The following is a 25,030-nucleotide window of genomic DNA, read 5'->3' as shown; positions in this document are numbered from 1 at the left end:
TTTTAGAGTGGTTTAAATAGGAACCCAATATACAAAATAATTGTATCGACGTATGTTAAATAAAAAAACCGTCTCGTTAGAGACGGTTTCTTATTAACCTAAAAAATCAAATTATAATTACAAGTCTTATTTTACTTCTTCAAAGTCAACATCTTGTGTTTGGTCACCCGAAGCATCCGCTTGCGGTTGCGCTTCATGGGTTTGACCTTCGCTTTGTGCTTTGTACATTTCTTCGGAAGCATTTTTCCACGCTTCGTTGATTTGGTCTAAAGCCGGTTGAATGGTCGCGACATCTTTGGTTTCGAACGCTTTTTTCAACGCTTCCAAAGCGGCTTGAATGTTCGATTTATTTCCTTCCGATAATTTATCGCCAAACTCACCTAATTGCTTTTCGGTTTGGAAAATCATGCTGTCCGCTTCGTTCAACTTATCGGCTTTTTCTTTAGCCAATCGGTCGTTTTCGGCATTCATTTCAGCATCTTTTTTCATTCTTTCGATTTCTTCCGGAGTCAATCCTGAAGACGCTTCGATACGAATATCATGTGATTTTCCGGTGCCTTTATCGGTAGCCGACACTTTGATAATACCGTTCGCATCAATATCAAACGTTACTTCAATTTGAGGCACACCTCTCGGGGCCGGTGGAATACCGTCTAAGTGGAAACGGCCAATGGTTTTATTGTCGGCCGCCATGGTTCTTTCTCCTTGAATCACGTGAATTTCCACACTTGGCTGGTTATCAGCCGCTGTTGAGAATACTTGTGATTTTTTAGTCGGAATCGTGGTATTAGCCTCGATTAACTTCGTCATCACATTACCCATAGTTTCGATACCTAATGATAATGGTGTTACGTCGAGCAACAACACATCTTTTACGTCTCCGGTTAAAACACCTCCTTGAATCGCAGCACCAATGGCTACTACTTCATCCGGGTTTACTCCTTTTGACGGTTTTTTACCAAAGAATTTTTCCACTTGTTCCTGGATAACCGGGATTCGGGTAGAACCACCTACCAAGATTACTTCGTCGATATCGGAAGTCGATAAACCGGCATCTTTCAACGCTTTGGCAACCGGTTCCATAGAACGTTTTACCAAGCTTTCTGCCAATTGTTCAAACTTCGCACGAGTTAAGGTTTTTACCAAGTGCTTCGGACCTGAAGCGGTTGCTGTAACATACGGTAAGTTGATTTCGGTTTGTGTCGAAGAAGACAACTCAATTTTAGCTTTCTCAGCGGCTTCTTTCAAACGTTGCAAGGCCATAGCATCTTTACGCAAATCTACGCCTTCTTCGCTGTTGAATTCGTTAGCCATCCAGTCGATAATCACTTGGTCAAAGTCGTCACCGCCTAAGTGTGTGTCACCGTTGGTAGACAATACTTCGAAAACGCCGTCACCCAATTCCAATACCGAGATATCGAAAGTACCACCTCCTAAGTCGTACACGGCAATTTTTTTATCGTGTGCCGATTTGTCCAATCCGTAGGCTAAAGCCGCGGCCGTTGGCTCGTTGATGATACGCATTACTTTAAGACCTGCAATTTCTCCGGCTTCTTTAGTAGCCTGACGTTGCGCGTCATTAAAATAGGCCGGTACGGTAATCACCGCTTCGGTTACGGGTTGACCTAAATAATCTTCAGCTGTTTTTTTCATTTTTTGAAGTGTCATGGCCGACAATTCTTGCGGGGTGTATAATCGTCCGTCGATATCTACACGTGGCGTATCATTGTCACCTTTCACTACTTTGTAAGCTACGGTTGAAGCTTCTTTAGCGCTTTCCGAATATTTGTTCCCCATAAAGCGTTTGATAGACGCTATGGTTTTGGTTGGGTTAGTCACAGCTTGTCTTTTGGCCGGATCACCCACTTTAATTTCACCGCCCTCTACGAATGCGATAACAGACGGTGTTGTTCTTTTTCCTTCTGCGTTAGCAATTACTACCGGTTCGCCACCTTCCATAACAGCTACACAAGAGTTGGTTGTACCTAAGTCGATACCAATAATTTTTCCCATTTTTATGTTCTCCTTTTAATTGTTGTTTTTGATTGTTCCTCTACGAGTAAACAGTACTTTGTGTTGTACGGTTTCGAAAATGACAAGGATTATGCCAAGGAGAAATTCGCCTTAAATTGTCAGTTTTGAAGAAAATCAGGCTGACAAGATGACATTTTTTTATGGTTTGGAGCTTGATCGTTGAACCTTTGAATAGTAAAAAAGCAAACCGTTTACCAAGATAAAGGCATAATAACCCCATTTGATTTGGCGCCAATGTTCGAAAGAACTCTCCAGAAAAATCACGTATAAAAATGTAAGCAGTACAAGAACCGTGTTGGTTAAAGCTAATTTAGCAAAAAGATGGCTTTTGGCTGTAAAAGAAAAGACAACCAACAGGAGTGAGATGATAACTATAAAATCAAAAATTATCGATACAAAGAAACTCAAATTATTATACCAATCGTCCTTTTGAAAAGAGCTTGACAATTCGTTTTTGAATTCCTTAAAAGTTAATTCTTGAAATCCCATTATTGCCATGTAAGCAATCTCGACGGCATTAAAGGAGTCTTCATCTACAACTACGTCATATATTTTTTCAGGGAAAGAACTTTCAATCGGAGTTCCGTCAATATTAACAGCTTGCCTGGATCGGGGAAAAAGACCTTTTCCGTCACAAGAATCATAAAACGGAGCCATCAATAATAAAAAACCAAACAAAGACAAAAAACGAAGGATTCGCGTATTTTTCATAAAAATTGAGAATTAAAGGTTCTTAAGCTAATCTTAAGACAACTTTACAAAGCGTGTGCCAAAAAAAATCCCAACCTAACGGTTGGGATTTTATATCTTAGTCATTCATCGAAATGAGAAACTCTTCATTATTGCGGGTTTTCTTAAAGCGATCGTTAATGAAGTCCATGGCTTCCACCGGATTCATATCGGCCAAATACTTCCGCATAATCCACATACGCTGAATGGTTTTATCATCCAACAATAAATCGTCACGACGCGTGCTGGAAGACGTTAAGTCGATAGCCGGGAAAATACGTTTGTTGGCAATTTTTCGATCCAATTGTAATTCCATGTTACCGGTACCTTTAAATTCTTCAAAGATTACCTCGTCCATTTTAGAACCGGTTTCAGTTAAGGCTGTGGCTATAATACTCAACGAACCTCCGTTTTCAATATTACGTGCCGCACCAAAAAAGCGTTTCGGCTTTTGCAACGCATTGGCATCCACCCCACCCGACAATACTTTACCCGAGGCCGGTTGTACCGTATTATAGGCTCTGGCCAAACGCGTAATCGAATCTAATAAAATTACCACATCGTGACCGCATTCAACCAAACGCTTGGCTTTTTCCAATACGATATTGGCCACTTTCACATGGCGATCGGCCGGTTCGTCAAAAGTAGACGCGATGACTTCACCACGAACACTGCGTTGCATATCGGTTACCTCTTCCGGTCTTTCGTCTATAAGTAACACTATTAAATACACCTCGGGGTGGTTGGCCGCAATGGTATTAGCAATGTCTTTCAACAACATCGTCTTACCGGTTTTAGGTTGGGCCACAATCATCCCGCGCTGTCCTTTTCCGATAGGCGAAAACAAATCGATAATTCGGGTCGATATGGTCGATTGTCTTTCAGCTAATTTGAATTTCTCTTCCGGGAAAAGCGGTGTTAAATGCTCAAAAGCAATTCGGTCGCGCACCACTTGCGGATCGTGACCGTTAATCTTTAATACTTTAACTAACGGGAAAAACTTCTCCCCTTCTTTGGGAGGACGCACAACACCTTTAACGGTATCTCCGGTTTTCAATCCGAACAAACGAATTTGGGAAGTCGACAAATAAATATCATCCGGCGAAGCCAAATAATTATAGTCGGACGAACGCAAAAACCCGTAACCGTCGGGCATCATCTCGAGTACGCCTTCGCTTTCAATAATCCCGTCAAATTCGTAATCGGAATCGCGGAAATTAGGATTCTTTTTGTTTTTATTGAAATTGGGGTTTTGATTCCCGTTGGGCTGCTTGTGTTTGTGTTCTTTTTCCGATTCGGTAGTTGGATTCTGAACAGCATCAGATTCTGCTGTGGCACTAATTTCGGAAGGAATGGTAGATTCTGTGGTTTCTTGTGCGATCGGCTCGGGGGTAGCTGGCTTGGCTTCGTTGCCGCCGGTATTTCTGGATTTTTTGTCAAAAGGTTTTTTGAATTTTTCCTTTTTATTGGGGTTGGCCTCGCTTGGCGCTTCTTGTGGTTTAACTTCTGAGAATAAATCTCCGGTGGCGTTTTCGCTGGTGGATTTCTTTTCCGACTGAATCCTGGCTCGTTTTGCTTTGGGTTCTTTAACTTGGTCGGCAGGACTATCGTTATCTTGAACCGAGGCCTTCGCCTGATGCTCTAAAATTTGAGCAATAAGCACCTCTTTTTTAGCACCGGCAACTTTAATGGTCTTTGCTAACTTAGCAATTTCCTGAAGCTCAGAAAGCTTCATTTCCTTTAGGGCTGAAATATCAAACATCAATATGGTTTTGATTATATTAAAACTGTAGTAAAATACAAAATGTGGGTAGAAAAATTTTGGTATAGAAACATCCGAAAATGAAGTACTTGCGGATTTGTCATGCAATAATACAAATAATATTTTATCGTGCAATAGTATTTTTTAAAAAGAAACTATATTTTTGTGCAACATTTTAGAGAAGCATGTTCAGACCGCAAACCTATTATTTAATTGGTAGCTTAATCGCTACAGGTTTACTCCCTTTTGTATTTCCGTTGTGGCATGACGCCGCCGGAAAACCATTTTATTTTATGATGGATATCGTGTACATTGCCTTATTTGGGTTAAGTACCACACTATCGCTGCTGAGCATCCTTTCACACAGCAAAAGACAACAACAATTTGTCATGGGCAGATTGAATATCATATCAAATTTAATTTTATTAGGATTATTGGTGTATCGAACACTAAGCACATCTGGAGAAACCGCGGTTTCTGAGAAAGGTGTTGGGATGTTCTTACCTATTTTTTCTATCGTACTTTTGGTTTTGGCCAACAAAGCCATCAAAAAGGATGAAGATCTCGTAAAATCTGTGGATCGATTGCGATAAACCTGTAAACTTAGTTTTTTAGTGCTGCAAAAAACCCGAACGAAAGTTTGGGTTTTTTATTTTCAGCTGTGCTCCATTCGGTTGGCTTTCTGTTGGGCGTTGCGCTTTGCGCCGCGCTTTCCGCTGTAGTCCTCGTTTTGTTTTCCAAACAAAACTGCGGGCTGCCGCTGCAATCGCTAACGCGGGCTAACTTTACTTTTTCCCCAATTCAACAATCTCCAAATTCTGAATTTTATCACCATATATCTCGAATCGTAACATCGTTCGTACTTGATGAAACCCATAAATACCACAGGCTCCGGGATTCATGTGCAATAAATTCAAACTCTTATCGAATTGTACTTTCAAAATATGGGAGTGTCCGCAAATAAAAAGCTTCGGCGGATTTTTTTGAATTTCAGTTCGAATGGCTTGGTTGTATTTTCCGGGATAACCACCGATATGGGTAATCCATACATCAACATCTTCACACCTAAAGCGATTGTGCAGCGGAAATTCCATGCGCGCTTTATCATCGTCAATATTGCCGTAAACGCCTCGCAGTGGTTTTAAGGCCCTAATGGCATCGGTGACGTTCAAATCGCCGATATCACCGGCATGCCACACTTCATCCGCCCAACGCACGTGTTTTAAAATCGATTCGTCTATATGACTGTGGGTATCGGAAAGGAGTAAGATTTTTTTCAAAGTAAAAGGGGCTAAGTTGCTAAGGCACTAAGGTTCTGAGGTTGCAAATATAAGTAACGAAATTATGAAAACTTTAAAAGATGAATTTTAAAATCCTTTGTACCTTAGCGCCTCAAAACCGGAACGCCTAAAAGTTTGAGATATTTTATAGAATTAGCGTACAAAGGAACCCATTACCACGGATGGCAATACCAACCCGATGCGGTTTCGGTGCAGGAAACGCTCAATAAAGCCTTATCGCTTTTGTTGAAAAAAGAAATCGATATTGTGGGTGCCGGCCGCACCGACACCGGCGTGCACGCCAAAAAAATGTATGCCCATTTTGATAGTGAAACCGAAATTGATGTTCCTAAAATGGTATACAAACTCAATTCGTTTCTGCCCAATGATATTGTTATTTACAACTTAATCCGAGTACACGATGAGGCGCACGCTCGTTTTGACGCTATAAAAAGAACCTACGAATACCACATCCACACCTTCAAAGATGCTTTTCTCCTGGAAGGCAGCTGGTGGCACACCTTGCCTTTGAATGTGGATAAAATGAACGAAGCGTGTCAAATCTTATTCAAACATACCGACTTCGAATGTTTTTCTAAAACCCATACCGATGTTCGCACGTTTAATTGTGTTATTTTTGAGGCGCATTGGCAACAAAAGGGAACACAACTGGTGTTTACCATTTCGGCCGATCGGTTTTTACGCAATATGGTTCGTGCCATCGTGGGCACCATGATTAATATCGGACTGGAAAAAATTGATATCGCCGATTTTGAAAAAATAATTGAAAGCAAAGACCGTGGGAAAGCCGGATTTTCGGTACCGGCACACGGTTTATACCTAACCCAAATCGAATACGAATACTTAAAATAACCATGGCAGCGAAAGCATTTGACACCAACTTATTCAAGCGCATCCTGAAATACACCAAGCCTTATAAAAAAAGGTATTACGGTGTGATTGCTTTTGCCGTATTCTTATCGGTTTTTGCGGCCCTTCGCCCCTATTTGTTAAAACAAACCGTTGACGAATACATCAAACCCGAAGACAAACACGGATTGCTGATTTATATTGTATTGATGGGAATTGTTTTGTTACTGGAGGTGTTTTCGCAATTCTATTTTGTGTATTGGGCCAACTGGTTGGGTCAAGATATCATCAAAGACATTCGTACCAAGTTGTTCCGACACATGTTGAGTTTCCGTATGAAATATTTCGACCATGCACCGGTAGGACAATTGGTAACGCGCTCCGTTTCGGATATCGAACAAATTGCCCGCATTTTCAGTCAGGGTTTGTTTATGATTATCAGCGACTTGATGAAAATGGTTGTAGTGCTGATTTTTATGTTTTACATGAACTGGCGTCTCACTTGGATTGTGATTATCGCCATGCCGATATTGGTGTACGTGACGCGCGTTTTCCAACGTAAAATGCAAGTGGCTTTTGAAGAAGTGCGCAATCAGGTCGCTAACATGAACACTTTTGTACAGGAACGGGTTACCGGTATGAAAATCGTACAACTTTTTAACCGCGAGGATGTCGAATACGAAAAGTTCAAAGACATAAATCAGAAACACAACAAAGCATGGATTAAAACCATTTTGTACAACTCCATCTTCTTCCCTATTGCCGATATCATTTCATCACTAACCTTAGGCGGTGTAGTGCTTTACGGTGGTTTTCATATTTTAGACGGCGATAAGTTTACCACTTTCGGCGACTTATTTTCGTACACCATGTTTATCGGAATGTTGTTCAACCCACTACGCCAAATTGCTGATAAATTCAACGAGATGCAAATGGGAATGATTGCGGCCAACCGCGTTTTTGATATCTTAGACAGTGATAAAGACGTGCAGCAAAACGGTACGATTGTGGCCCGCCATTTTAAAGGTGACATTCGTTTTGAAAAAGTACATTTTGGCTACAATGAAAAAGAAGAAGTCATCAAAGGAATCGACTTGAATGTCAAAGCCGGAGAGACCATCGCGATTGTTGGGGCTACCGGCGCCGGGAAATCAACCATTATCAACTTGCTCAATCGTTTTTACGAAATCAACTCGGGTACCATTTATATTGACGACCAGAACATTGACGATTTTCAATTGGAAAGCCTGCGCCAACAAATTGCCGTAGTACTGCAAGATGTATTTTTGTTCGCCGATACCATTCACAATAATATCACGCTTAACAACGAAGCCATTTCACGTGAAGAAGTTATCGAAGCGGCTAAAAAAATCGGTGTGCATAAATTCATTAAAAGCTTGCCCGGCGGATACGATTACGACGTTAAAGAACGCGGCGTAATGCTGTCTTCGGGTCAAAGACAACTCATTGCCTTTTTACGCGCTTACATGAGCAATCCGAGTGTTTTAATTTTAGACGAAGCCACGTCATCTATTGACACCTACAGCGAAGAATTGATTCAAAAAGCCACCGAAAGAATTACGCAAGGACGCACTTCCATCATCATTGCCCACCGATTGGCAACGGTGGTGAAAGCCGATAAAATCATCGTCATGGATAAAGGGCTGATTGTGGAAGAAGGCACACATCAGGAGTTAATTGCCAAAACGGAAGGCTACTACAAAAATTTATACGAATCGCAATTTGCAGCAGAAGTGGAATAACACTATTTTAGTGCCATGAAAAGCTTTTCCCAACTGAAGAAAAACCTCAAAAACGACTTCGCAGCCTTACCCAAAGTTAAACTGGCTGTCTTAGGTGACACAGCGACGCAATTACTCACACAAGCCATCAGAGGTTGGGGGTACGACCAAGGTTTGGATATTGAAGTTTGGGAAGCCGATTTTGATCAGATTGCCCTTCAAATCAACGATAGTCAATCGGAGTTGTATGCTTTTCAACCCGAATTTGTAGTGCTTTTCCAATCGTCACACAAATTATTGTCCCGATACAATAAGCTTAGGCCCGAAGCACAATCTTCATTGGCCTCGAATGAATTATCATCAATTGAGTCCATGACCGCGACCTTATCGGAACAACTCCATTGTAAAATCATTTATTACAATTATACCGAAATTGACGATGCTGTTTTTGGCAATTATGCCTTGCAAGTAGCCTCCTCTTTTTTGTTTCAATTGCGAAAACTGAATTTTGAACTGATGCATTTTGCGACACAACAGTCCAACTTCTATTTGTGTGATTTGTCGACCATCCAAAACCAATTGGGTAAAACCAATTTTTTTCCCGGTTCCATTTATGTGAATACCGAGATGGTGCTGAGTTTGGAAGCCTTGCCCTTTGTGGCATTGCGAACTGTAAGCATCGTAGAATCCTTACTGGGAAAATTCAAAAAATGCGTCATTCTTGATTTAGACAATACCACTTGGGGCGGTATTATAGGTGATGACGGTATTGAAAACATTCAAATCGGAAGTCTGGGTATCGGCAAAGCATTTACCGAATTTCAGTATTGGATTAAAAAATTAAAAAACCGCGGTATTATTGTTTGTGTGTGCAGCAAAAACAACGAATCGACCGCCAAAGAGCCTTTTGAAAAACATCCCGATATGGTGTTGCGATTGGAAGACATTTCGGTATTCGTGGCCAATTGGGAAAACAAAGCCGATAACATTCGTCATATCCAAAGCATTCTCAATATCGGTTTTGACAGCATGGTTTTTTTAGACGATAATCCGTTTGAACGCAACATCATACGAGAGAATTTGCCTGAGGTTACGGTTCCGGAATTACCGGAAGATCCGGCCGATTATTTGGAATACTTGTACACACTGAATTTGTTTGAAACGGTTTCCCATTCGGGCGAAGATGCCGAACGAACCAAAATGTACCAAGTGGAAGCACAGCGTGTACAAACGCAACAAAAATTCACCAACGAAGACGACTTCTTGGCGAGTCTGTCTATGGTCTCGTTAGTTGAACCGTTTACTCCGTTTAACACTCCACGGGTGGCGCAGTTATCGCAGCGCTCCAATCAATTCAATTTGCGAACCGTTCGCTATACCGAAGACGATATTAAAAAGATGGCTTCCAGTGAAAATCATGTTACATTTACCTTCACACTCGAGGATAAATTTGGCGATAACGGATTGATTGGTGTCGTTATTTTGCAACAAGAAGACAACCAAACTGCCTTTATTGACACTTGGTTGATGAGTTGCCGCGTTTTAAAACGCACCATGGAAAATTTTGTTTTGAATACCGTGGTGGCGTTTTGTCTTGACAGAGGATTTATGGTTCTAAAAGGGGAATACCTTCCGACTGCCAAAAATGAGATGGTGGCCCATCATTATCCAAACCTCGGATTCACTCAAGATGGCGAAAAATGGAGTCTCAATACTGCTGAGTACACCCCGGGAAAAACTTTTATAACTAAAAAATAATGACTTCCGAAATAGAATACATCCTATCGAAAATTGAAACGGACAGTCCGATTCATGCCAAAAAACTGAAAAAAAACTTTGCGTTTTTTGACGAACCTTATTACGATTTTACAACGCCTTTTTTAAAAAAATATCTGGCGTTACTGGCTTCTGAAAACAAAACACTCGACTTTGCGGTAGCCTGTTACTTAAATATGATTGCCGATATGAATTCGGAGACCGTTGCCTTTTTCAGAACCGGAAAATACAGCAGCACTACATTCAGCGAAGTCAATGAGCGGGTCTATGCCAATCCCGAAATAATGGAATACTACATGCATGGTTTGCTGTTATCACAGTTTTTGTGGAAACATCATTATGATTCGTTTCGCTTTTTTTACGAAAACCTTCCAAAGTATGTTGACAATACCCAAAACTACTTGGAAATTGGTGCCGGACATGGTTTATACCTCAATAAAGCCCTTTCTGTTTTTGATGAAAAAACACCTTTCACCGTGGTCGACATCAGCCAGACTTCAATTGATTTGGCCCGTAAATTCAACACCAACAACAAGGTCGCGTTTGTAGTAAAAGACATCTTTGATTTCGGTGATTCGGATACCTTTGACTTTATTTGCATGGGAGAAGTATTGGAACATGTAGAAGAACCGCTGAAATTGTTGCAGAAATTGAGAAAAATGTTAACTTCGGGCGGTACATTATTTTTAACAACACCTACCAATGCTCCGGCAATTGATCATTTGTATTTGTTTAATAACGTACAAGAAATTAGAGATTTGATTACCGAAGCCGGTTTCAGTATCGAATCGGAAATGGAATTCCCGTCGGAACAGGCTTCACCCGAAAAAATAGAGAAATACAAAATAGCCGTATTGTACGGCGCTTTTTTAAAAGTAAAATAACAACCCACATGAAAGAACTATTGGCACAAGTAAATGAAATTTTTATCGATGTTTTGGACAATGAAGACATAGTGCTATCGGAAACGACTAGCGCAAATGATGTCGACGAATGGGATTCGCTTTCACACATTCAACTTATAGTAGCTATCGAAAGACACTTTAAAATACGATTTACTTCCAAAGAAATTCAGAGTTGGAACAACATCGGAGAAATGTTGACTTCTATTCAAGACAAACTGAATCAAAATTAAACCATGAAATTTCATCATGTAGGCGTAGCCTGTCGCAATATCGAAGCCGAGATTGAAAGTATCTCACGAATTCACCAAGTAATTCACGTGAGTGATATTGTTTACGATAGCGAACAAAAAGCGCAGCTCTGCATGATTACGACTGCTGAAGGTGTCAATATCGAATTGGTTTCGGGCGAACAAGTGGAAAATCTGATAAAAAAGAGAATTGCGTACTACCATCTCTGTTTTGAAACCAGTGACCTAATTGCCGAGATTAACCGATTGCAAGAATTAGGAGCATTCCTGGTCTCCGAGGCCAAACCGGCCCTGTTATTTAACCACCGAAAAGTGGCTTTTTTGCAAGCGTCATACGGACTGATAGAATTGGTGGAAGCTAACCCTACTGGCGATGATTTTTAACAGTATCCCATTTGTGCTGTTCTTCAGCCTTTTTTTTGCTTTGTACTGGTGGGTTTTTCCCAAAAATCGCAAAGCTCAAAACATACTACTCCTTTTGGGAAGCTACTTTTTTTATGCGTGGACGGATTGGAAATTACTGGGCTTTATCATCGCTGTCTCGGCATTAAACTTCTATCTGGGACTTAAAATACAACAAGCAACTGTTGACCATACAAAACGGTGGTTAAGTTACATCGGCTTAACACAAGGCATCGGAGGCTTACTGTTTTGCAAGTACTATAATTTTTTTAGTAACTCGTTTAACGAATTGTTTCAAGCATTGGGTCTTCAAATCTTATGGCCAACATTGTCTATCATAGCACCACTAGGCATTAGCTTTTTTACCTTTAGAACTATTAGTTACATCTTGGATGTTCGCAACGGAAAAACAAAAGCCGTTGACGATGGCGTGGTGTTTTTTTCTTATGTGGCTTTCTTCCCTTCTCTCTTATCAGGCCCTATAGACAAAGCCCGAACTTTAGTGCCGCAACTGGAAAAAAACAGACATTTTGAATATGCCTCAGCCGTCGACGGATTACGACAAATACTGTGGGGATTATTTAAAAAAGTGGTAATTGCCAATAACTGTGCCTTAATCACGCAAGACGTTTTTACTCATTACCAAGAACTTCCCGCCAGCTCACTTTTAATAGCGATGCTGCTGTATCCGTTTCAAATTTATGCTGATTTTTCGGGTTACTCCGATATGGCCATTGGAATGGCCCGATTACTTGGATTTGAAATCACTAAAAACTTCGACTTTCCGTACTTTTCCCAAAATATTGCCGAGTTTTGGCGAAAATGGCATATGTCACTAACCTCTTGGTTTACCGAATATGTGTTCACACCGCTGAGCATTTATTTCAGAGATTGGGATAACAAAGGATTGTTTTTAGCCGTCTTAATTAACTTTACCGTAGTTGGGATTTGGCATGGAGCTAATTGGACCTACATTTTATTCGGCTTTTTAAACGGTCTCTATTTCGTTCCGCTCATCATAAAAGGAACTATGAATAAAAAGAAGAAGTGGCATAAAAACGGATCTTTAACCGGTTTGGAATTCTTCAATATCCTCAAAACATTCGGACTGGTCACTGTTACGTTTGTCATTTTTAAATCGGAAAGTGTAACACAAGCGTTCGACTTTTACCGATGTCTCATCGACAAAAGTCTCTTCAAAGTACCCGTTTTACACGGAATTTCTATGTTATTCTTACTAGGACTTTTAAGTTACATTGCCTTTTTTATGGGTATGGAATGGCAGGCTAAAAACAAAAACCATGCATTGGATTTTTTAGAAAACAAGATGAACGTTTGGGCTCGTAAAACGCTGTACTTGTTTTTGGCGTTTGTAATTTTTTACTTTTCCAGTATGGTGACCAATCAGGATTTTATTTACATACAGTTTTAGTATGAAGCGATTTATTCTAAATACCCTTAAACTGGCAATCCTTTTTACAGGAATGGTTTATCTCATACAATGGGGTATTTCATACCGGATTTCGGGAAAAACAGTTACAGGATATGATACTTTAGAATGTACTGAAAATGTGAATGCCGACTTAGTATTATTGGGCAGTTCCCGTTGTTGGGCTCATTTTGATCCCGAATTTTTCCAATCCAATTACCGCGTTAAAACGGTTAATATCGGAATGAACGGCCACCCCGATATATTGGCTTCTCATTTGCGATTTGAAAACTATCTGGCCCGAAACAAAGCGCCTAAATATGCCATTTTGACGATGGATCCGTTTGTGAGTGCCGGAAATCTTAAAAAGAACAGCAATATGGTAAATAAAAACGATTATGCCCGTTTTGCTTTCATGCCCAATACCATGGATGAACCCTTGTTGCAGTATTTTAAGTTTGATGCTGCCGAACGTTATGTGCCGCTCTATGCCCTTTGCAAGTATCAAATGTTTTGGGATTGTATTACATTAAATAAGTCCGATTCGTTTCCAAAAGGATTTGAGCTCAATGATGAAGAATGGGACACCCTAAAATATCCAATCACTTCCGAAAACAAAAAATACTTTTTTAAAGAAAGTGACATTCCGGATATCAAAAAAGCGCTGATGCAATTCAAACAACTTTGCCAAAAACATCAGGTGAAATTGCTATGCATACAAACCCCAACGTACAAGGCCGTATACGATTCAAAAAGTTTTAATTGGCCTGGGGCCATTTGTAGGGAGCTGAATATCCCGTTTTTTGATGCTAACTACGAAGCCATCCGGAATAAAACCGTCTATTTTTACAACACCAATCATCTCAACCGGACAGGCGTTTTAGAAATGAATAGCCGGCTTAAGAATGCACAACAATTGACTGACTTTTTCAAAATAAATCCCTAAATTCGCAATCTCATTTTAATTATTGAAAATCACAACAACATGAAATACGATATTATTGTTTTAGGAAGTGGTCCGGGTGGTTATGTAACAGCCATTCGTGCTTCACAATTGGGCTTCAAAGTAGCTGTAATTGAAAAAGAAAGCCTCGGTGGAATTTGCTTAAATTGGGGATGTATTCCCACCAAAGCTTTACTAAAATCGGCTCAGGTTTTTGATTACCTAAAACATGCTTCCGATTATGGCTTGACCGTCAAAGAATTTGATAAAGATTTTAACGCTGTTATTGCCCGCTCTCGTGGAGTGGCTGATGGTATGAGTAAAGGTGTTCAATTTTTGATGAAGAAAAACAAGATTGATGTGATTGACGGATTTGGTAAAATCAAACCGGGCAAAAAAGTCGATGTAACCGCTGCTGACGGAAAAGTAACCGAGTACAGCGCCGATCATATTATTATTGCTACGGGTGCGCGCTCGAGAGAATTGCCTAATTTACCGCAAGACGGTGTAAAAGTAATCGGGTACCGTCAGGCAATGACCTTACCTTCGCAACCTAAAAAAATGATTGTAGTAGGTTCGGGTGCCATCGGTGTGGAATTTGCTCATTTTTACAACGCCATGGGAACGGAAGTGACCATCGTAGAATTTATGCCGAATGTAGTGCCGGTTGAAGATGAAGATATTTCAAAACAATTCGAACGCTCGTTAAAAAAATCGGGGATTACGGTAATGACCAATTCTTCTGTAGAACGCATTGATACTTCCGGAAAAGGCGTAAAAGCCTTCGTAAAAACCGCCAAAGGCGAAGAAGTTTTAGAAGCCGATATTTTGCTTTCAGCCGTCGGAATCAAATCGAACATCGAAAATATCGGTTTAGAAGAAGTTGGTATTGCTACCGACAGAGATAAAATTTTAGTGAACGATTTCTACCAAACAAACGTACCGGGCTATTACGCCATTGGCGATGTGGTACCGGGTCAAGCCTTAGCACACGTAGCTTCTGCCGAAGGTATTCTTTGTGTGGAAAAAATCAAAGGATTACACGTTGAGCCTTTAGATTACGGAAACATTCCGGGTTGTACTTATGCCACTCCTGAAATTGCCTCGGTAGGATTAACCGAAAAAGCAGCCAAAGAAAAAGGTTATGAACTAAAAATCGGGAAATTCCCGTTTACAGCCTCCGGTAAAGCCAAAGCTGCCGGAACTCCGGATGGATTTGTAAAAGTAATTTTCGATGCCAAATACGGCGAATGGTTAGGCTGTCACATGATTGGTGCCGGCGTAACCGATATGATTGCCGAAGCGGTTGTAGCCCGTAAATTGGAAACCACCGGTCACGAAATTTTAAAAGCGGTGCATCCGCATCCGACCATGAGCGAAGCCGTCATGGAAGCCGTGGCTGATGCCTATGGCGAGGTAATACACTTGTAAAATAGTAAGACTTCATACTAAAATCCGCTTTGTGAAAACAGAGCGGATTTTTTGTTAACAAATATTTTAAAATAGATTGAATTAAAAATCAATAAGTTATAAATTTATAGAAATTAAACTTGCTAACCATTCAATTAAACCGTTAAAATATTTTATTATGAAGAAGACATTTTTTTTAAGTGCCGTAATGGTTGGGCTGATTTTAGTAACAGCCAGTTGTAAAAAGCCCAAAGTAACCTCAGGTTTTGATGATAGTGCCAAACAAGAAACCGAGTTAACGGAAGCCAAAAACGAAATTGTTGCCGCGGCTGAGACTTTTGTAATTGCTTTAAATAAAGGAGATTCTATTGGTTTAGCCAACTGTTACACCTCAGATGCCAAGTTGATGCAACCCAACGGCAAGTCGATTGTCGGCAGAGAAAATATTCAAAAACTATTTAGTGGCTGGATTAAAGCCGGTATACCGAGATTTTCGATGAAAACCATAGGTGTTTGGGGTGATAAAGAAGTCATGGTAGCCGAAGAAGAATGGATTTTTTCGGATGCACAAGGAAAAATTCTGGATTCCGGTAAATCATTGGAAATGTATAAAAAAGAAGACGGGAAGTGGAAATTGTTTCGGGACTGCTACAATTCTGATTTACCTCTCACAAAATAAAGACCAAAAAAAAACCTTCTCAGGTGAGAAGGTTTTTTTATACAATTTCAATTTAATTATTGCTTTGCTTTTAACGCTTTGGCTTTATCAGTCATTTCGAGCGCATTGTATACACTTAAAAGTGTCTTTTTAGCGGCCTCATTTTTGCCGCCTTCTAATTCAACAGCTTTCTCTAATAACGGTAGTACTACTTTGAAATTATCGTCTCTTAATTTTTTAAGTACCGCATAGCGTTTGTTGTCTTTTTCAGAAGTGCCTAATTTGCCCATTTCATCAAACCATTTAGCGTCGGCTCTTAATTTTAACTCCGCCAGGTTCAAATACGGATCGGCATAATCCGGTTTAATCTCAATGGCTCTTTTGTAATGAGCTTCCGCTTCATCTAACTTGTTAGAATTAGAGGCAATCACACCAAGATTAAAAACCAAAGTCGCATCGTTTGGATTCTTGGCTAATGCCTCATTAACTAATTTGGTATACGTATCAAAATCGTTCATTTTGAGACAAATCTCCATTTCAGTAAATAATAACGAATCATCCTCCGGATTTGCTTGTCGGGCTTCTTGGGCAGCAAGCATTGCTTCTTTATACTTTCCTTGTTGCATCAAAATTAAAACCACATTTTTATTGATCTCAGGACGCTTAGACGGACTCTTTTCATCTCTGGGTTTGGAATGTGTTTTAGCTGTATTAACAGACAAGTCTCTCAAAGCTTTGTTTTCCCCGAAATTTTCTTCTTGTTTAGTAGTGTTATTCACCGCCAAGTACAAAGTCCCTTCTCCGGTATAGTTTAACTTCTTAAGCTCTTCATAGTAGTTTAAGGCTTTGTCAAATTCCTGGGCATTCACGGCATACGATGCCGCGTAAAAAAGCATGTTTTGGTCTTTTTTATCCAAGAGATAGATGGAATAAAGAACATCGGCAGCCTCTTTAAACTTAGAAGCCTTTCCGAAAGTAGTCGCAACGTCAATCAATTGAGGCTTGAAACCGCTTATTGTTTCTAAAATATCATCGGTGTACACTTTCTTCCCGGTTTTTTTCTCATAATCGAGGGTGGCATTTAAACCAATAGCAAAATCGGAAATCGATTTGGGTGTCAACACTCTCATAGCTGCCGCTTGCATCTCGGCCATGTTAGATTGATCGACAGCCATAACTTCTAATAACGGTGTCATCGTTTTATAAAAAGCAACGTATACTTTATCCCCTTCTTCGGTAGCCAAAGGCTCGGCTTTGCTAACCAAACTTTTATATTCGATTAAATCGTTCCCTTTGATGACATCTTTGGCATAAATTCTCTTCAGTGATTTTAACTCATCTTTCTGAGCTAAAGCAACCGAAGAAAACAAAACCGCCGAAGCCCATACAATGTGTTTCATTTTCATGTGGTATTTATTTAAATTATTCTTCTGTTTCGGAAATAGTATCGGATGTCGCAACATCATCGGCATTGTTAACCTCTTGATCCGCATCAATACCCGTTTCTTCTTCCTCTTCTTTCATGACTTTGGTCACCGCCGCAATAGAATCATTGCCTTTGATATTAATCAATCGAACACCTTGTGTGGCTCTTCCCATCACTCTCAAATCGGACACTTCCATGCGGATGGTTAACCCCGATTTGTTGATAATCATCAGATCGTCTTCATCAGTTACCGCATTAATGGAAATTAATGCTCCGGTCTTTTCGGTAATGTTTAAGGTTTTTACGCCTTTTCCGCCACGGTTGGTAATACGATACACATCTTCTCCGTCTTCATCTACTAATTTGGTTCGTTTTCCGTACCCGTTTTCGGTAACCACTAGCAACTGAGTGTCATTGATATCTTCCTTGTTTACAGAAACCATACCAATCACTTCATCATTTTCATCGGCTAAGGTAATCCCGCGAACTCCCGAAGCCGTTCTACCCATCGGACGGGTTTTCTCTTCTTCAAAGCGTACCAATTTACCCGATTTAACGGCTACCAATACCTGACTGTCCCCGTTGGTTAATTTGGCTTCTAACAATTCATCGTCTTCTCTGATGGTAATGGCATTGATACCGTTTTGACGCGGACGGGAATATTGCTCCAGTGGTGTTTTTTTCACCTGACCCTGTTTGGTTGCCATAATTACATAATGACTGTTTATATAGTCTTCGTCTTTCAAATCCTGAGTACAGATGAAAGCTTTTACTTTATCATCGCTTTCAATATTGATCAAATTTTGAATCGCACGTCCTTTGCTGGTTTTGCTTCCTTCAGGCACTTCATAAACGCGCATCCAGAAACATTTTCCTTTTTGGGTAAAGAACAATAAGTATTGGTGGTTGGTCGCTACAAACAAATGCTCTAAGAAATCCTGATCACGAGTTCCGGCACTCTTCTGCCCTACACCACCGCGATTTTGGGTTTTGTATTCCGATAAATTGGTACGTTTGATATAACCGGCATGAGAAATGGTAATCACCACTTGTTCATCCGCAATTAAATCCTCAATACTCACATCACCACCGCTGTATTCAATAGTAGAACGACGCGCATCACCATACTTTTCTTTTACTTCAACTAATTCTTCTTTGATTAAAGCCATTCGCAATTCTTTGCTTTCCAACAAGTCTTTTAAACGTTGAATTAACTTCATAATCTCCTCATACTCGGCTCTCAACTTATCTTGCTCTAATCCGGTTAACTGACGCAAACGCATTTCTACAATAGCACGCGCTTGAATATCGGATAAGTTGAATCTTTCGATTAATTTGGCTCTAGCTTCATCACCGTCTTTCGACGCACGTATTAAAGCGATTACTTCATCAATGTTATCGGAAGCAATAATCAAACCTTCTAAGATGTGGGCTCTTTCCTCGGCTTTGCGCAATTCGTATTTGGTTCTACGCACCACCACATCATGACGATGCTCCACAAAATAGTGAATCAAATCTTTTAAATTCAGCATTTGCGGTCTTCCTTTCACCAACGCAATGTTGTTAACACTAAAAGAAGATTGCAATTGGGTGTATTTGTAAAGTGTATTCAACACCACATTAGGCACCGCATCCCGCTTCAATTCGTATACAATACGCATCCCGCTTCTATCCGATTCATCACGGATGTTAGAGATACCTTCAATTCGCTTTTCATTAATCAAGTCGGCCGTTTTCTTAATCATTTCGGCTTTGTTAACCTGATATGGGATTTCGGAAACAATGATACACTCTCTGCCATTAGCTTCTTCAAAGCTGGTTTTGGCGCGCATTACGATACGACCGCGACCCGTTTTAAATGCTTCACGTACACCCTCATACCCGTAAATAACTCCTCCGGTTGGAAAATCAGGTGCCTTGATGTGTTGCATAAGCTCGTCGATTTCAATGTCATTGTTATCGATGTACGCCAAGGTACCGTCAACTACTTCTGTTAAATTGTGAGGCGGCATATTCGTGGCCATACCGACTGCAATTCCCGAAGCTCCGTTAATCAATAAGTTCGGAATACGGGTTGGCATAACCGTTGGTTCCTCCAACGTATCGTCAAAATTTAACTGGAAGTCGACTGTTTCTTTGTCAATATCTGCCATTATGTCCTCTGACATTTTTTTCATTCTGGCTTCGGTATAACGCATTGCTGCCGGGCTGTCACCGTCAATAGAACCAAAGTTCCCTTGACCGTCAACCAACAAATAACGCAAACTCCATTCTTGAGCCATACGCACCATGGCATCATACACTGACGTATCACCGTGCGGGTGGTATTTACCCAAAACTTCTCCAACAATTCTTGCCGATTTTTTATGGGCTCTATTCGAAAAAACGCCTAAATCATACATTCCATATAACACTCTTCGGTGAACGGGTTTCAAACCGTCACGCACGTCAGGCAGTGCTCTTGAGACTATAACCGACATCGAATAATCGATGTAAGCTGATTTCATTTCATCTTCGATGTTAATAGGAATTAACTTTTCTCCGTCAGACATATTTTATAATTTATTGATAAAAATTTAATTTAATTTCAAAACGTGCTAATATAGAATATTTATAGCTTTTAGTGCTATTTTTAGCTTACAAATTTCAACGATTTATTAACAAAAAAGACGTGTTTTTTGGTTAATAAAATAGCGTTTGGCTACTTTTATTATTGCCTTTTTTTTTGTCAATTAGCTGACAGTACATTTAGAGGGAACGGTTTTTGTAATTACGGTTCATAATTACTAAATTTACTTTACCAATAATATAAGTATTATGGATGATAATTTTTCACCAAGAGTTAAAGATGTGATTACCTACAGCAAGGAAGAAGCATTGCGCTTAGGCCATGATTTTATAGGTACGGAACACCTTATGCTTGGTATTTTGAGAGACGGAAACGGTAAGGCTATTGCTATTTTAAATAATTTAGCTGTCGATTTGGAACATTTACGTAAAAAGGTCGAAATTCTGAGTCCGGCCAATCCAAACGCAGAAATGAGCAACGAAAAGAAAAACCTCCACCTGACTCGTCAAGCAGAACGCGCTTTAAAAACTACATTCCTGGAAGCCAAAGTATTTCAGAGCTCGTCCATCAGTACGGCGCACTTACTGCTTTGCATTTTGAGAAACGAAAATGATCCGACAACCAAACTACTGCATCGTCTGAAAATTGACTATAACGTGGTTAAAGAACAGTATTTGAATATGACACCAAACGAAGAAGATTTTACAGACAACCTGCCACGAAACGAATCGTATAATGACGATTCCGGTCAGGATGACAGCCTAAAAGAAGGGAGTTTCAACAACCCGGCGAGTAAAACCAATAAAAAATCTAAAACTCCGGTTTTGGATAACTTTGGGCGTGACTTAACCGAATTGGCTGAAGAAGGCAAACTCGACCCCGTAGTAGGTCGTGAAAAAGAAATTGAGCGTGTGTCTCAAATCTTAAGTCGAAGAAAGAAAAACAATCCGCTACTCATCGGTGAACCCGGCGTAGGTAAATCGGCTATTGCCGAAGGTTTGGCTTTGCGTATCATTCAAAAGAAAGTGTCGCGCATCTTATTCAACAAAAGAGTTGTGACTTTGGATTTGGCGTCGTTAGTAGCCGGAACCAAATACCGCGGACAGTTCGAAGAACGAATGAAAGCGGTAATGAACGAATTGGAGAAAAACGATGACATCATTTTGTTCATCGATGAAATTCACACCATCGTTGGTGCCGGTGGCGCTACCGGTTCGTTGGATGCTTCCAACATGTTCAAACCGGCCCTAGCCCGCGGCGAAATCCAATGTATTGGTGCTACCACGTTGGACGAATACCGTCAATACATCGAAAAAGACGGCGCACTCGAAAGACGTTTCCAAAAAGTAATTGTGGAACCGACTTCAGTAGAGGAAACCATTACCATTCTGAACAACATCAAAAACAAATACGAAGACCATCACAATGTAATTTACACACCGGAAGCCATTGAAGCTTGCGTGAAGTTAACCAACCGCTACATGTCGGAGCGTTTCCTTCCTGACAAAGCTATCGATGCCTTAGACGAAGCCGGTTCTCGTGTACACATCACCAACATCGACGTCCCCAAACAAATTCTGGATTTGGAGCGTCAATTGGAAGAAGTACGTGAACTCAAAAATTCTGTCGTTAAAAAACAGAAATACGAAGAAGCGGCCAAATTGCGTGACGATGAAAAACGTTTGGAAAAAGACTTAGCCATTGCCCAAGAACAATGGGAAGAAGATTCTAAAAACAATCGCATTCGTGTAACAGAAGACAATGTAGCCGATGTGGTTTCGATGATGACCGGAATTCCGGTGAATCGTATTGCCCAAACCGAAAGCAATAAATTGGCTCACTTACCCGATTTAATCAAAGGTAAAGTAATAGGTCAGGACGAAGCCGTAACCAAAATCGCCCGCTCTATCCAACGCAATCGCGCCGGATTAAAAGATCCGAATCGCCCAATCGGTTCATTTATTTTCTTAGGATCAACCGGTGTCGGAAAAACACAATTGGCGAAAGTGTTGGCTAAAGAACTATTCGATTCGGAAGATGCGTTGATTCGTATCGACATGAGTGAATACATGGAAAAATTTGCCATCTCTCGTTTAATCGGTGCGCCTCCGGGCTACGTAGGGTACGAAGAGGGCGGACAATTGACCGAAAAAGTACGTCGAAAACCATATTGTGTGGTATTGTTGGATGAAATCGAAAAAGCACATCCGGATGTGTTCAATATGATGTTACAAGTGTTAGATGACGGGTATTTAACCGATAGTTTGGGTCGCAAAATCGACTTTAAAAACACTATCATTATTATGACCTCTAACGTTGGAGCGCGTCAGTTAAAAGACTTCGGTCAAGGTGTTGGTTTCGGCACTTCCGCCAAAATAGCACAGGCCGATGAACATTCGAAAAGTGTGATTGAAAACGCGTTGAAGAAAACTTTCGCACCAGAATTCTTAAACCGAATTGACGATGTAATTGTTTTCAATCCGTTAGAGAAACACGACATCGATTTGATTATCGAAATCGAATTGAAAAAATTGTACGGACGTATTGCCGAATTGGGATACCAACTCACGCTTTCCGACAAAGCCAAAGCGTTTATTGCCGAAAAAGGCTTTGATAAACAATTTGGCGCTCGACCACTGAAAAGAGCGATTCAAAAATATGTAGAAGATGCTTTAGCCGAAGAAATCATCACGTCTAAAATTGCTTCGGGCGATGAAATCTTTATGGATTTAGACGAAACCGCTCAGGAGTTGACGGTAACGATTAAAAAAGCGGAAAAGCCTACGAAATAAGACCGTTAAACCTTTTTATAAGCCACGGATTCCGGATGAAATTTAGTTTAAATTATTCGTGAATTCGTGGTTTTTTTTAATTCTATATCAATGCCAGCAAACAAAATTATATTAGGTTCCGAAGAATGGTGTTCGTTTCCCGAACTCGGCATTCCGGCCATCAAAGCCCGCGTCGATTCGGGTGCCAAAACTTCGGCTTTACACGCCATCAACATTGCGCCTTTTTTGAAAGATTCCGAAAACTGGGTCAAGTTTGATATCAATCCGATTCAAAACAATCTGAAAACCGTCATCCATTGCGAAGCCAAACTCATTGACAAACGCATTGTAAAAAGTTCAAGTGGCTTCAGAGAACAACGGTATGTGATTCAGACCAATCTCAAAATTGGTGTGGATATGTGGCCGATTGAAATGACACTGACCAATCGTGATTCTATGGGGTTTCGCATGCTGTTAGGTCGAGAAGCCATGAGTGGTCGCATTTTGGTTGATCCGGAACAGAAATATTTATTGGGTCAACCTTCTTCCGAGAGTTTAAAGGATTTGTATCAGAATGCAATCTCTAAAAAATCAGGATTGCGCATTGGGGTTTTGGCCAGTAATCCGGAATTGTACAGCAACAAACGTATCATGGAAGCCGGCGAAATGCGCGGACACGAAATGCATTTTCTGAACATCAAAGAGTGTTATATGAAGCTGGACGCCATCAAACCCGAAATTCATTACCGTGGCGGAAAAATCTTGGACAATTTTGACGCTATCATTCCTAGAATTCGTCCGAGTATTACGTTTTACGGTTGCGCGTTAACGCGTCAATTTGAAGCGATGAAAGTCTTTTGCTTGAATTCGGCTGCCGCCATCACGCAATCGCGCGACAAATTATTTTCGCTTCAATTATTATTGCATCACGGTGTAGATATTCCGACTACAGGTTTTGCCAATTCGCCATTGGATACAGATGACTTGATAAAGATGGTAGGCGGTTCGCCATTAATTGTGAAGTTATTAGAAGGTACACAAGGAAAAGGCGTCGTATTGGCTGAAACCAAAAAAGCGGCCGAATCGGTAATCAATGCATTCAAGAGTTTGAATGCTAATATTTTGGTTCAGGAATTCATTAAAGAAGCCAATGGTAAAGATTTACGATTGTTTGTAGTAGACGGGAAAGTCGTAGCGGCTATCCAACGGGAAGCCGCGGCGGGAGAATTCCGCGCCAATATTCACATGGGCGGTACCGCTTCGGTAATCAAACCGACTTCCGAAGAAAAGAAAATTGCCATCAAAGCTGCCAAAGCCATGGATTTAAAGGTAGCCGGTGTAGATATTATTCGCTCCTCCAAAGGACCATTATTGTTAGAAGTGAACTCGTCTCCGGGATTGGAAGGCATCGAAGGCGCCACTAACAAAGACATCGCCGGCGAGATGATTAAAGCGATTGAGAAGAATTTTAAGTTAAAAGAGTAATCTCATGAATAAAAACCGACTCGAAGCTTTCAGCGATGGCGTTTTGGCCATCATTATCACCATTATGGTGTTGGAATTTAAGGTTCCGAATGACACCTCTTTTGAAGCGATTGTACCGCTATTTCACAAGTTTCTGAGTTACATCCTGAGCTTTATTTATGTTGGGATTTACTGGAACAATCACCATCATATGATGCACACCGTGAAGCATGTTAACGGTACAATTCTTTGGGCCAATTTGCATTTGTTGTTTTGGCTTTCCATGATTCCTTTTGCGACAGCTTGGATCGGCGAACATCATTTTGCGGCTTTTCCGATGATGTTGTACGGTATCATTTTATTAATGAATGCCATAGCGTATTTCATATTGCAAAGTGTGATTTTGAAGCATCACGGTAAAGATTCACTCTTGTCTAAAGCCATTGGCAAAGATTATAAAGGAAAAGCCTCTGTGGTTTTGTATTTGATTGCAGTACTTGTCAGTTCGGATTACAGCGTTATTTCGGGCGCCATTTATATTTTGGTAGCGTTGATTTGGTTGGTTCCCGATAAAAGAATTGAAAAACTTTTTAACGAAAACAATTAACTAAA

At 40.5% G+C, this 25,030-nt stretch carries 20 protein-coding genes; 14 read left to right on the top strand and 6 right to left on the bottom strand.

Translation table 11 applies throughout. The annotated features are described in order from the left end of the window. Positions 1-126: 126 nt before the first annotated feature. The 3 genes from dnaK to rho form a co-directional block, all read right to left on the bottom strand. The gene (dnaK, locus tag QHT84_RS05830; protein WP_283238616.1) at positions 127-2,013 is read right to left on the bottom strand and encodes a molecular chaperone DnaK; all 1,887 of its coding nucleotides are present in this window, start codon (positions 2,011-2,013) and stop codon (positions 127-129) included. 159 nt (positions 2,014-2,172) lie between these two features. Next, a complete protein-coding gene (locus QHT84_RS05825) occupies positions 2,173-2,745 on the bottom strand; it encodes a hypothetical protein (protein WP_283238615.1) in 573 nt (190 codons plus the stop codon). 97 nt (positions 2,746-2,842) lie between these two features. Continuing rightward, complete coding sequence (gene rho, locus QHT84_RS05820) at positions 2,843-4,525, bottom strand: transcription termination factor Rho (protein ID WP_283238614.1); 1,683 nt, start codon at positions 4,523-4,525, stop codon at positions 2,843-2,845. A gap of 185 nt (positions 4,526-4,710) precedes the next feature. Between rho and QHT84_RS05815 the strand changes: the two genes are divergently transcribed. Continuing rightward, positions 4,711-5,118 (top strand): DUF4293 family protein, encoded by a 408-nt coding sequence (locus QHT84_RS05815; protein WP_283238613.1) that lies wholly within the window; start codon positions 4,711-4,713, stop codon positions 5,116-5,118. 192 nt (positions 5,119-5,310) lie between these two features. Here QHT84_RS05815 and QHT84_RS05810 read toward each other — a convergent pair whose 3' ends face one another. Continuing rightward, a complete protein-coding gene (locus QHT84_RS05810) occupies positions 5,311-5,805 on the bottom strand; it encodes a metallophosphoesterase family protein (protein ID WP_283238612.1) in 495 nt (164 codons plus the stop codon). A gap of 135 nt (positions 5,806-5,940) precedes the next feature. Here QHT84_RS05810 and truA point away from each other — a divergent pair, with 135 nt between their 5' ends. The 10 genes from truA to QHT84_RS05760 all read left to right on the top strand — a co-directional run bounded on the left by truA (position 5,941) and on the right by QHT84_RS05760 (position 16,209). Further along, a complete protein-coding gene (gene truA, locus QHT84_RS05805; protein ID WP_283238611.1) occupies positions 5,941-6,678 on the top strand; it encodes a tRNA pseudouridine(38-40) synthase TruA in 738 nt (245 codons plus the stop codon). Between the two features lie 2 nt (positions 6,679-6,680). Then, positions 6,681-8,438, top strand: a complete 1,758-nt coding sequence (locus tag QHT84_RS05800) for an ABC transporter ATP-binding protein (protein ID WP_283238610.1) — start codon at positions 6,681-6,683, stop codon at positions 8,436-8,438. A gap of 15 nt (positions 8,439-8,453) precedes the next feature. After that, on the top strand, positions 8,454-10,175 hold the full coding sequence (locus QHT84_RS05795) for an HAD-IIIC family phosphatase (protein WP_283238609.1): 1,722 nt from the start codon (positions 8,454-8,456) through the stop codon (positions 10,173-10,175). Further along, positions 10,175-11,077 (top strand): class I SAM-dependent methyltransferase, encoded by a 903-nt coding sequence (locus QHT84_RS05790; protein ID WP_283238608.1) that lies wholly within the window; start codon positions 10,175-10,177, stop codon positions 11,075-11,077. Before QHT84_RS05795 ends, QHT84_RS05790 begins: the two co-directional genes overlap by 1 nt. A gap of 8 nt (positions 11,078-11,085) precedes the next feature. Next, on the top strand, positions 11,086-11,328 hold the full coding sequence (locus tag QHT84_RS05785; protein WP_283238607.1) for an acyl carrier protein: 243 nt from the start codon (positions 11,086-11,088) through the stop codon (positions 11,326-11,328). Positions 11,329-11,331: 3 nt separating this feature from the next. Further along, positions 11,332-11,730, top strand: a complete 399-nt coding sequence (locus tag QHT84_RS05780; protein ID WP_283238606.1) for a VOC family protein — start codon at positions 11,332-11,334, stop codon at positions 11,728-11,730. Next, positions 11,720-13,180 (top strand): MBOAT family O-acyltransferase, encoded by a 1,461-nt coding sequence (locus QHT84_RS05775; RefSeq protein WP_283238605.1) that lies wholly within the window; start codon positions 11,720-11,722, stop codon positions 13,178-13,180. The genes QHT84_RS05780 and QHT84_RS05775 overlap by 11 nt, the downstream gene beginning before the upstream one ends. 1 nt (position 13,181) lies before the next feature. Further along, positions 13,182-14,123 carry a hypothetical protein gene (locus tag QHT84_RS05770; RefSeq protein ID WP_283238604.1) on the top strand — a complete coding sequence of 314 codons (942 nt, stop codon included), beginning with the start codon at positions 13,182-13,184 and terminating at the stop codon, positions 14,121-14,123. Between the two features lie 39 nt (positions 14,124-14,162). Continuing rightward, entirely contained in the window at positions 14,163-15,551 is a 1,389-nt protein-coding gene (gene lpdA, locus QHT84_RS05765; protein ID WP_283238603.1) for a dihydrolipoyl dehydrogenase, read from the top strand. A gap of 157 nt (positions 15,552-15,708) precedes the next feature. Continuing rightward, entirely contained in the window at positions 15,709-16,209 is a 501-nt protein-coding gene (locus QHT84_RS05760; protein WP_283238602.1) for a YybH family protein, read from the top strand. A gap of 56 nt (positions 16,210-16,265) precedes the next feature. Here QHT84_RS05760 and QHT84_RS05755 read toward each other — a convergent pair whose 3' ends face one another. Beyond that, positions 16,266-17,588 (bottom strand): tetratricopeptide repeat protein, encoded by a 1,323-nt coding sequence (locus QHT84_RS05755; protein ID WP_283238601.1) that lies wholly within the window; start codon positions 17,586-17,588, stop codon positions 16,266-16,268. A gap of 22 nt (positions 17,589-17,610) precedes the next feature. After that, positions 17,611-20,166, bottom strand: a complete 2,556-nt coding sequence (gene gyrA / locus QHT84_RS05750; RefSeq protein WP_283238600.1) for a DNA gyrase subunit A — start codon at positions 20,164-20,166, stop codon at positions 17,611-17,613. Positions 20,167-20,431: 265 nt separating this feature from the next. On the opposite strand from gyrA, the gene QHT84_RS05745 reads away from it, so the two are divergent. From QHT84_RS05745 to QHT84_RS05735, 3 genes are all read left to right on the top strand, one after another. Beyond that, on the top strand, positions 20,432-22,975 hold the full coding sequence (locus QHT84_RS05745; RefSeq protein WP_283238599.1) for an ATP-dependent Clp protease ATP-binding subunit: 2,544 nt from the start codon (positions 20,432-20,434) through the stop codon (positions 22,973-22,975). A gap of 90 nt (positions 22,976-23,065) precedes the next feature. Further along, entirely contained in the window at positions 23,066-24,439 is a 1,374-nt protein-coding gene (gene rimK / locus QHT84_RS05740) for a 30S ribosomal protein S6--L-glutamate ligase (protein ID WP_283238598.1), read from the top strand. A gap of 4 nt (positions 24,440-24,443) precedes the next feature. Continuing rightward, complete coding sequence (locus tag QHT84_RS05735; protein WP_283238597.1) at positions 24,444-25,025, top strand: TMEM175 family protein; 582 nt, start codon at positions 24,444-24,446, stop codon at positions 25,023-25,025. The last annotated feature ends 5 nt before the right edge of the window (positions 25,026-25,030 follow it).

The organism is Flavobacterium sedimenticola, assembly GCF_030053345.1.
GTDB classification, from domain to species: Bacteria; Bacteroidota; Bacteroidia; order Flavobacteriales; family Flavobacteriaceae; genus Flavobacterium; species Flavobacterium sedimenticola.
This window is presented reverse-complemented; position numbering and strand designations above follow the sequence as displayed.

Bases quoted from the DNA above. Each gene is read 5' to 3' on its own strand.
- QHT84_RS05790 (WP_283238608.1), top strand. From the start codon at position 10,175: ATGACTTCCGAAATAGAATACATCCTATCGAAAATTGAAACGGACAGT.
- dnaK (WP_283238616.1), bottom strand. From the start codon at position 2,013: ATGGGAAAAATTATTGGTATCGACTTAGGTACAACCAACTCTTGTGTA.
- QHT84_RS05755 (WP_283238601.1), bottom strand. From the start codon at position 17,588: ATGAAACACATTGTATGGGCTTCGGCGGTTTTGTTTTCTTCGGTTGCT.
- QHT84_RS05795 (WP_283238609.1), top strand. From the start codon at position 8,454: ATGAAAAGCTTTTCCCAACTGAAGAAAAACCTCAAAAACGACTTCGCA.
- QHT84_RS05825 (WP_283238615.1), bottom strand. From the start codon at position 2,745: ATGAAAAATACGCGAATCCTTCGTTTTTTGTCTTTGTTTGGTTTTTTA.
- QHT84_RS05760 (WP_283238602.1), top strand. From the start codon at position 15,709: ATGAAGAAGACATTTTTTTTAAGTGCCGTAATGGTTGGGCTGATTTTA.
- QHT84_RS05780 (WP_283238606.1), top strand. From the start codon at position 11,332: ATGAAATTTCATCATGTAGGCGTAGCCTGTCGCAATATCGAAGCCGAG.
- lpdA (WP_283238603.1), top strand. From the start codon at position 14,163: ATGAAATACGATATTATTGTTTTAGGAAGTGGTCCGGGTGGTTATGTA.
- QHT84_RS05800 (WP_283238610.1), top strand. From the start codon at position 6,681: ATGGCAGCGAAAGCATTTGACACCAACTTATTCAAGCGCATCCTGAAA.
- QHT84_RS05770 (WP_283238604.1), top strand. From the start codon at position 13,182: ATGAAGCGATTTATTCTAAATACCCTTAAACTGGCAATCCTTTTTACA.
- rho (WP_283238614.1), bottom strand. From the start codon at position 4,525: ATGTTTGATATTTCAGCCCTAAAGGAAATGAAGCTTTCTGAGCTTCAG.
- QHT84_RS05815 (WP_283238613.1), top strand. From the start codon at position 4,711: ATGTTCAGACCGCAAACCTATTATTTAATTGGTAGCTTAATCGCTACA.
- QHT84_RS05775 (WP_283238605.1), top strand. From the start codon at position 11,720: ATGATTTTTAACAGTATCCCATTTGTGCTGTTCTTCAGCCTTTTTTTT.
- gyrA (WP_283238600.1), bottom strand. From the start codon at position 20,166: ATGTCTGACGGAGAAAAGTTAATTCCTATTAACATCGAAGATGAAATG.
- QHT84_RS05745 (WP_283238599.1), top strand. From the start codon at position 20,432: ATGGATGATAATTTTTCACCAAGAGTTAAAGATGTGATTACCTACAGC.
- QHT84_RS05785 (WP_283238607.1), top strand. From the start codon at position 11,086: ATGAAAGAACTATTGGCACAAGTAAATGAAATTTTTATCGATGTTTTG.
- QHT84_RS05735 (WP_283238597.1), top strand. From the start codon at position 24,444: ATGAATAAAAACCGACTCGAAGCTTTCAGCGATGGCGTTTTGGCCATC.
- rimK (WP_283238598.1), top strand. From the start codon at position 23,066: ATGCCAGCAAACAAAATTATATTAGGTTCCGAAGAATGGTGTTCGTTT.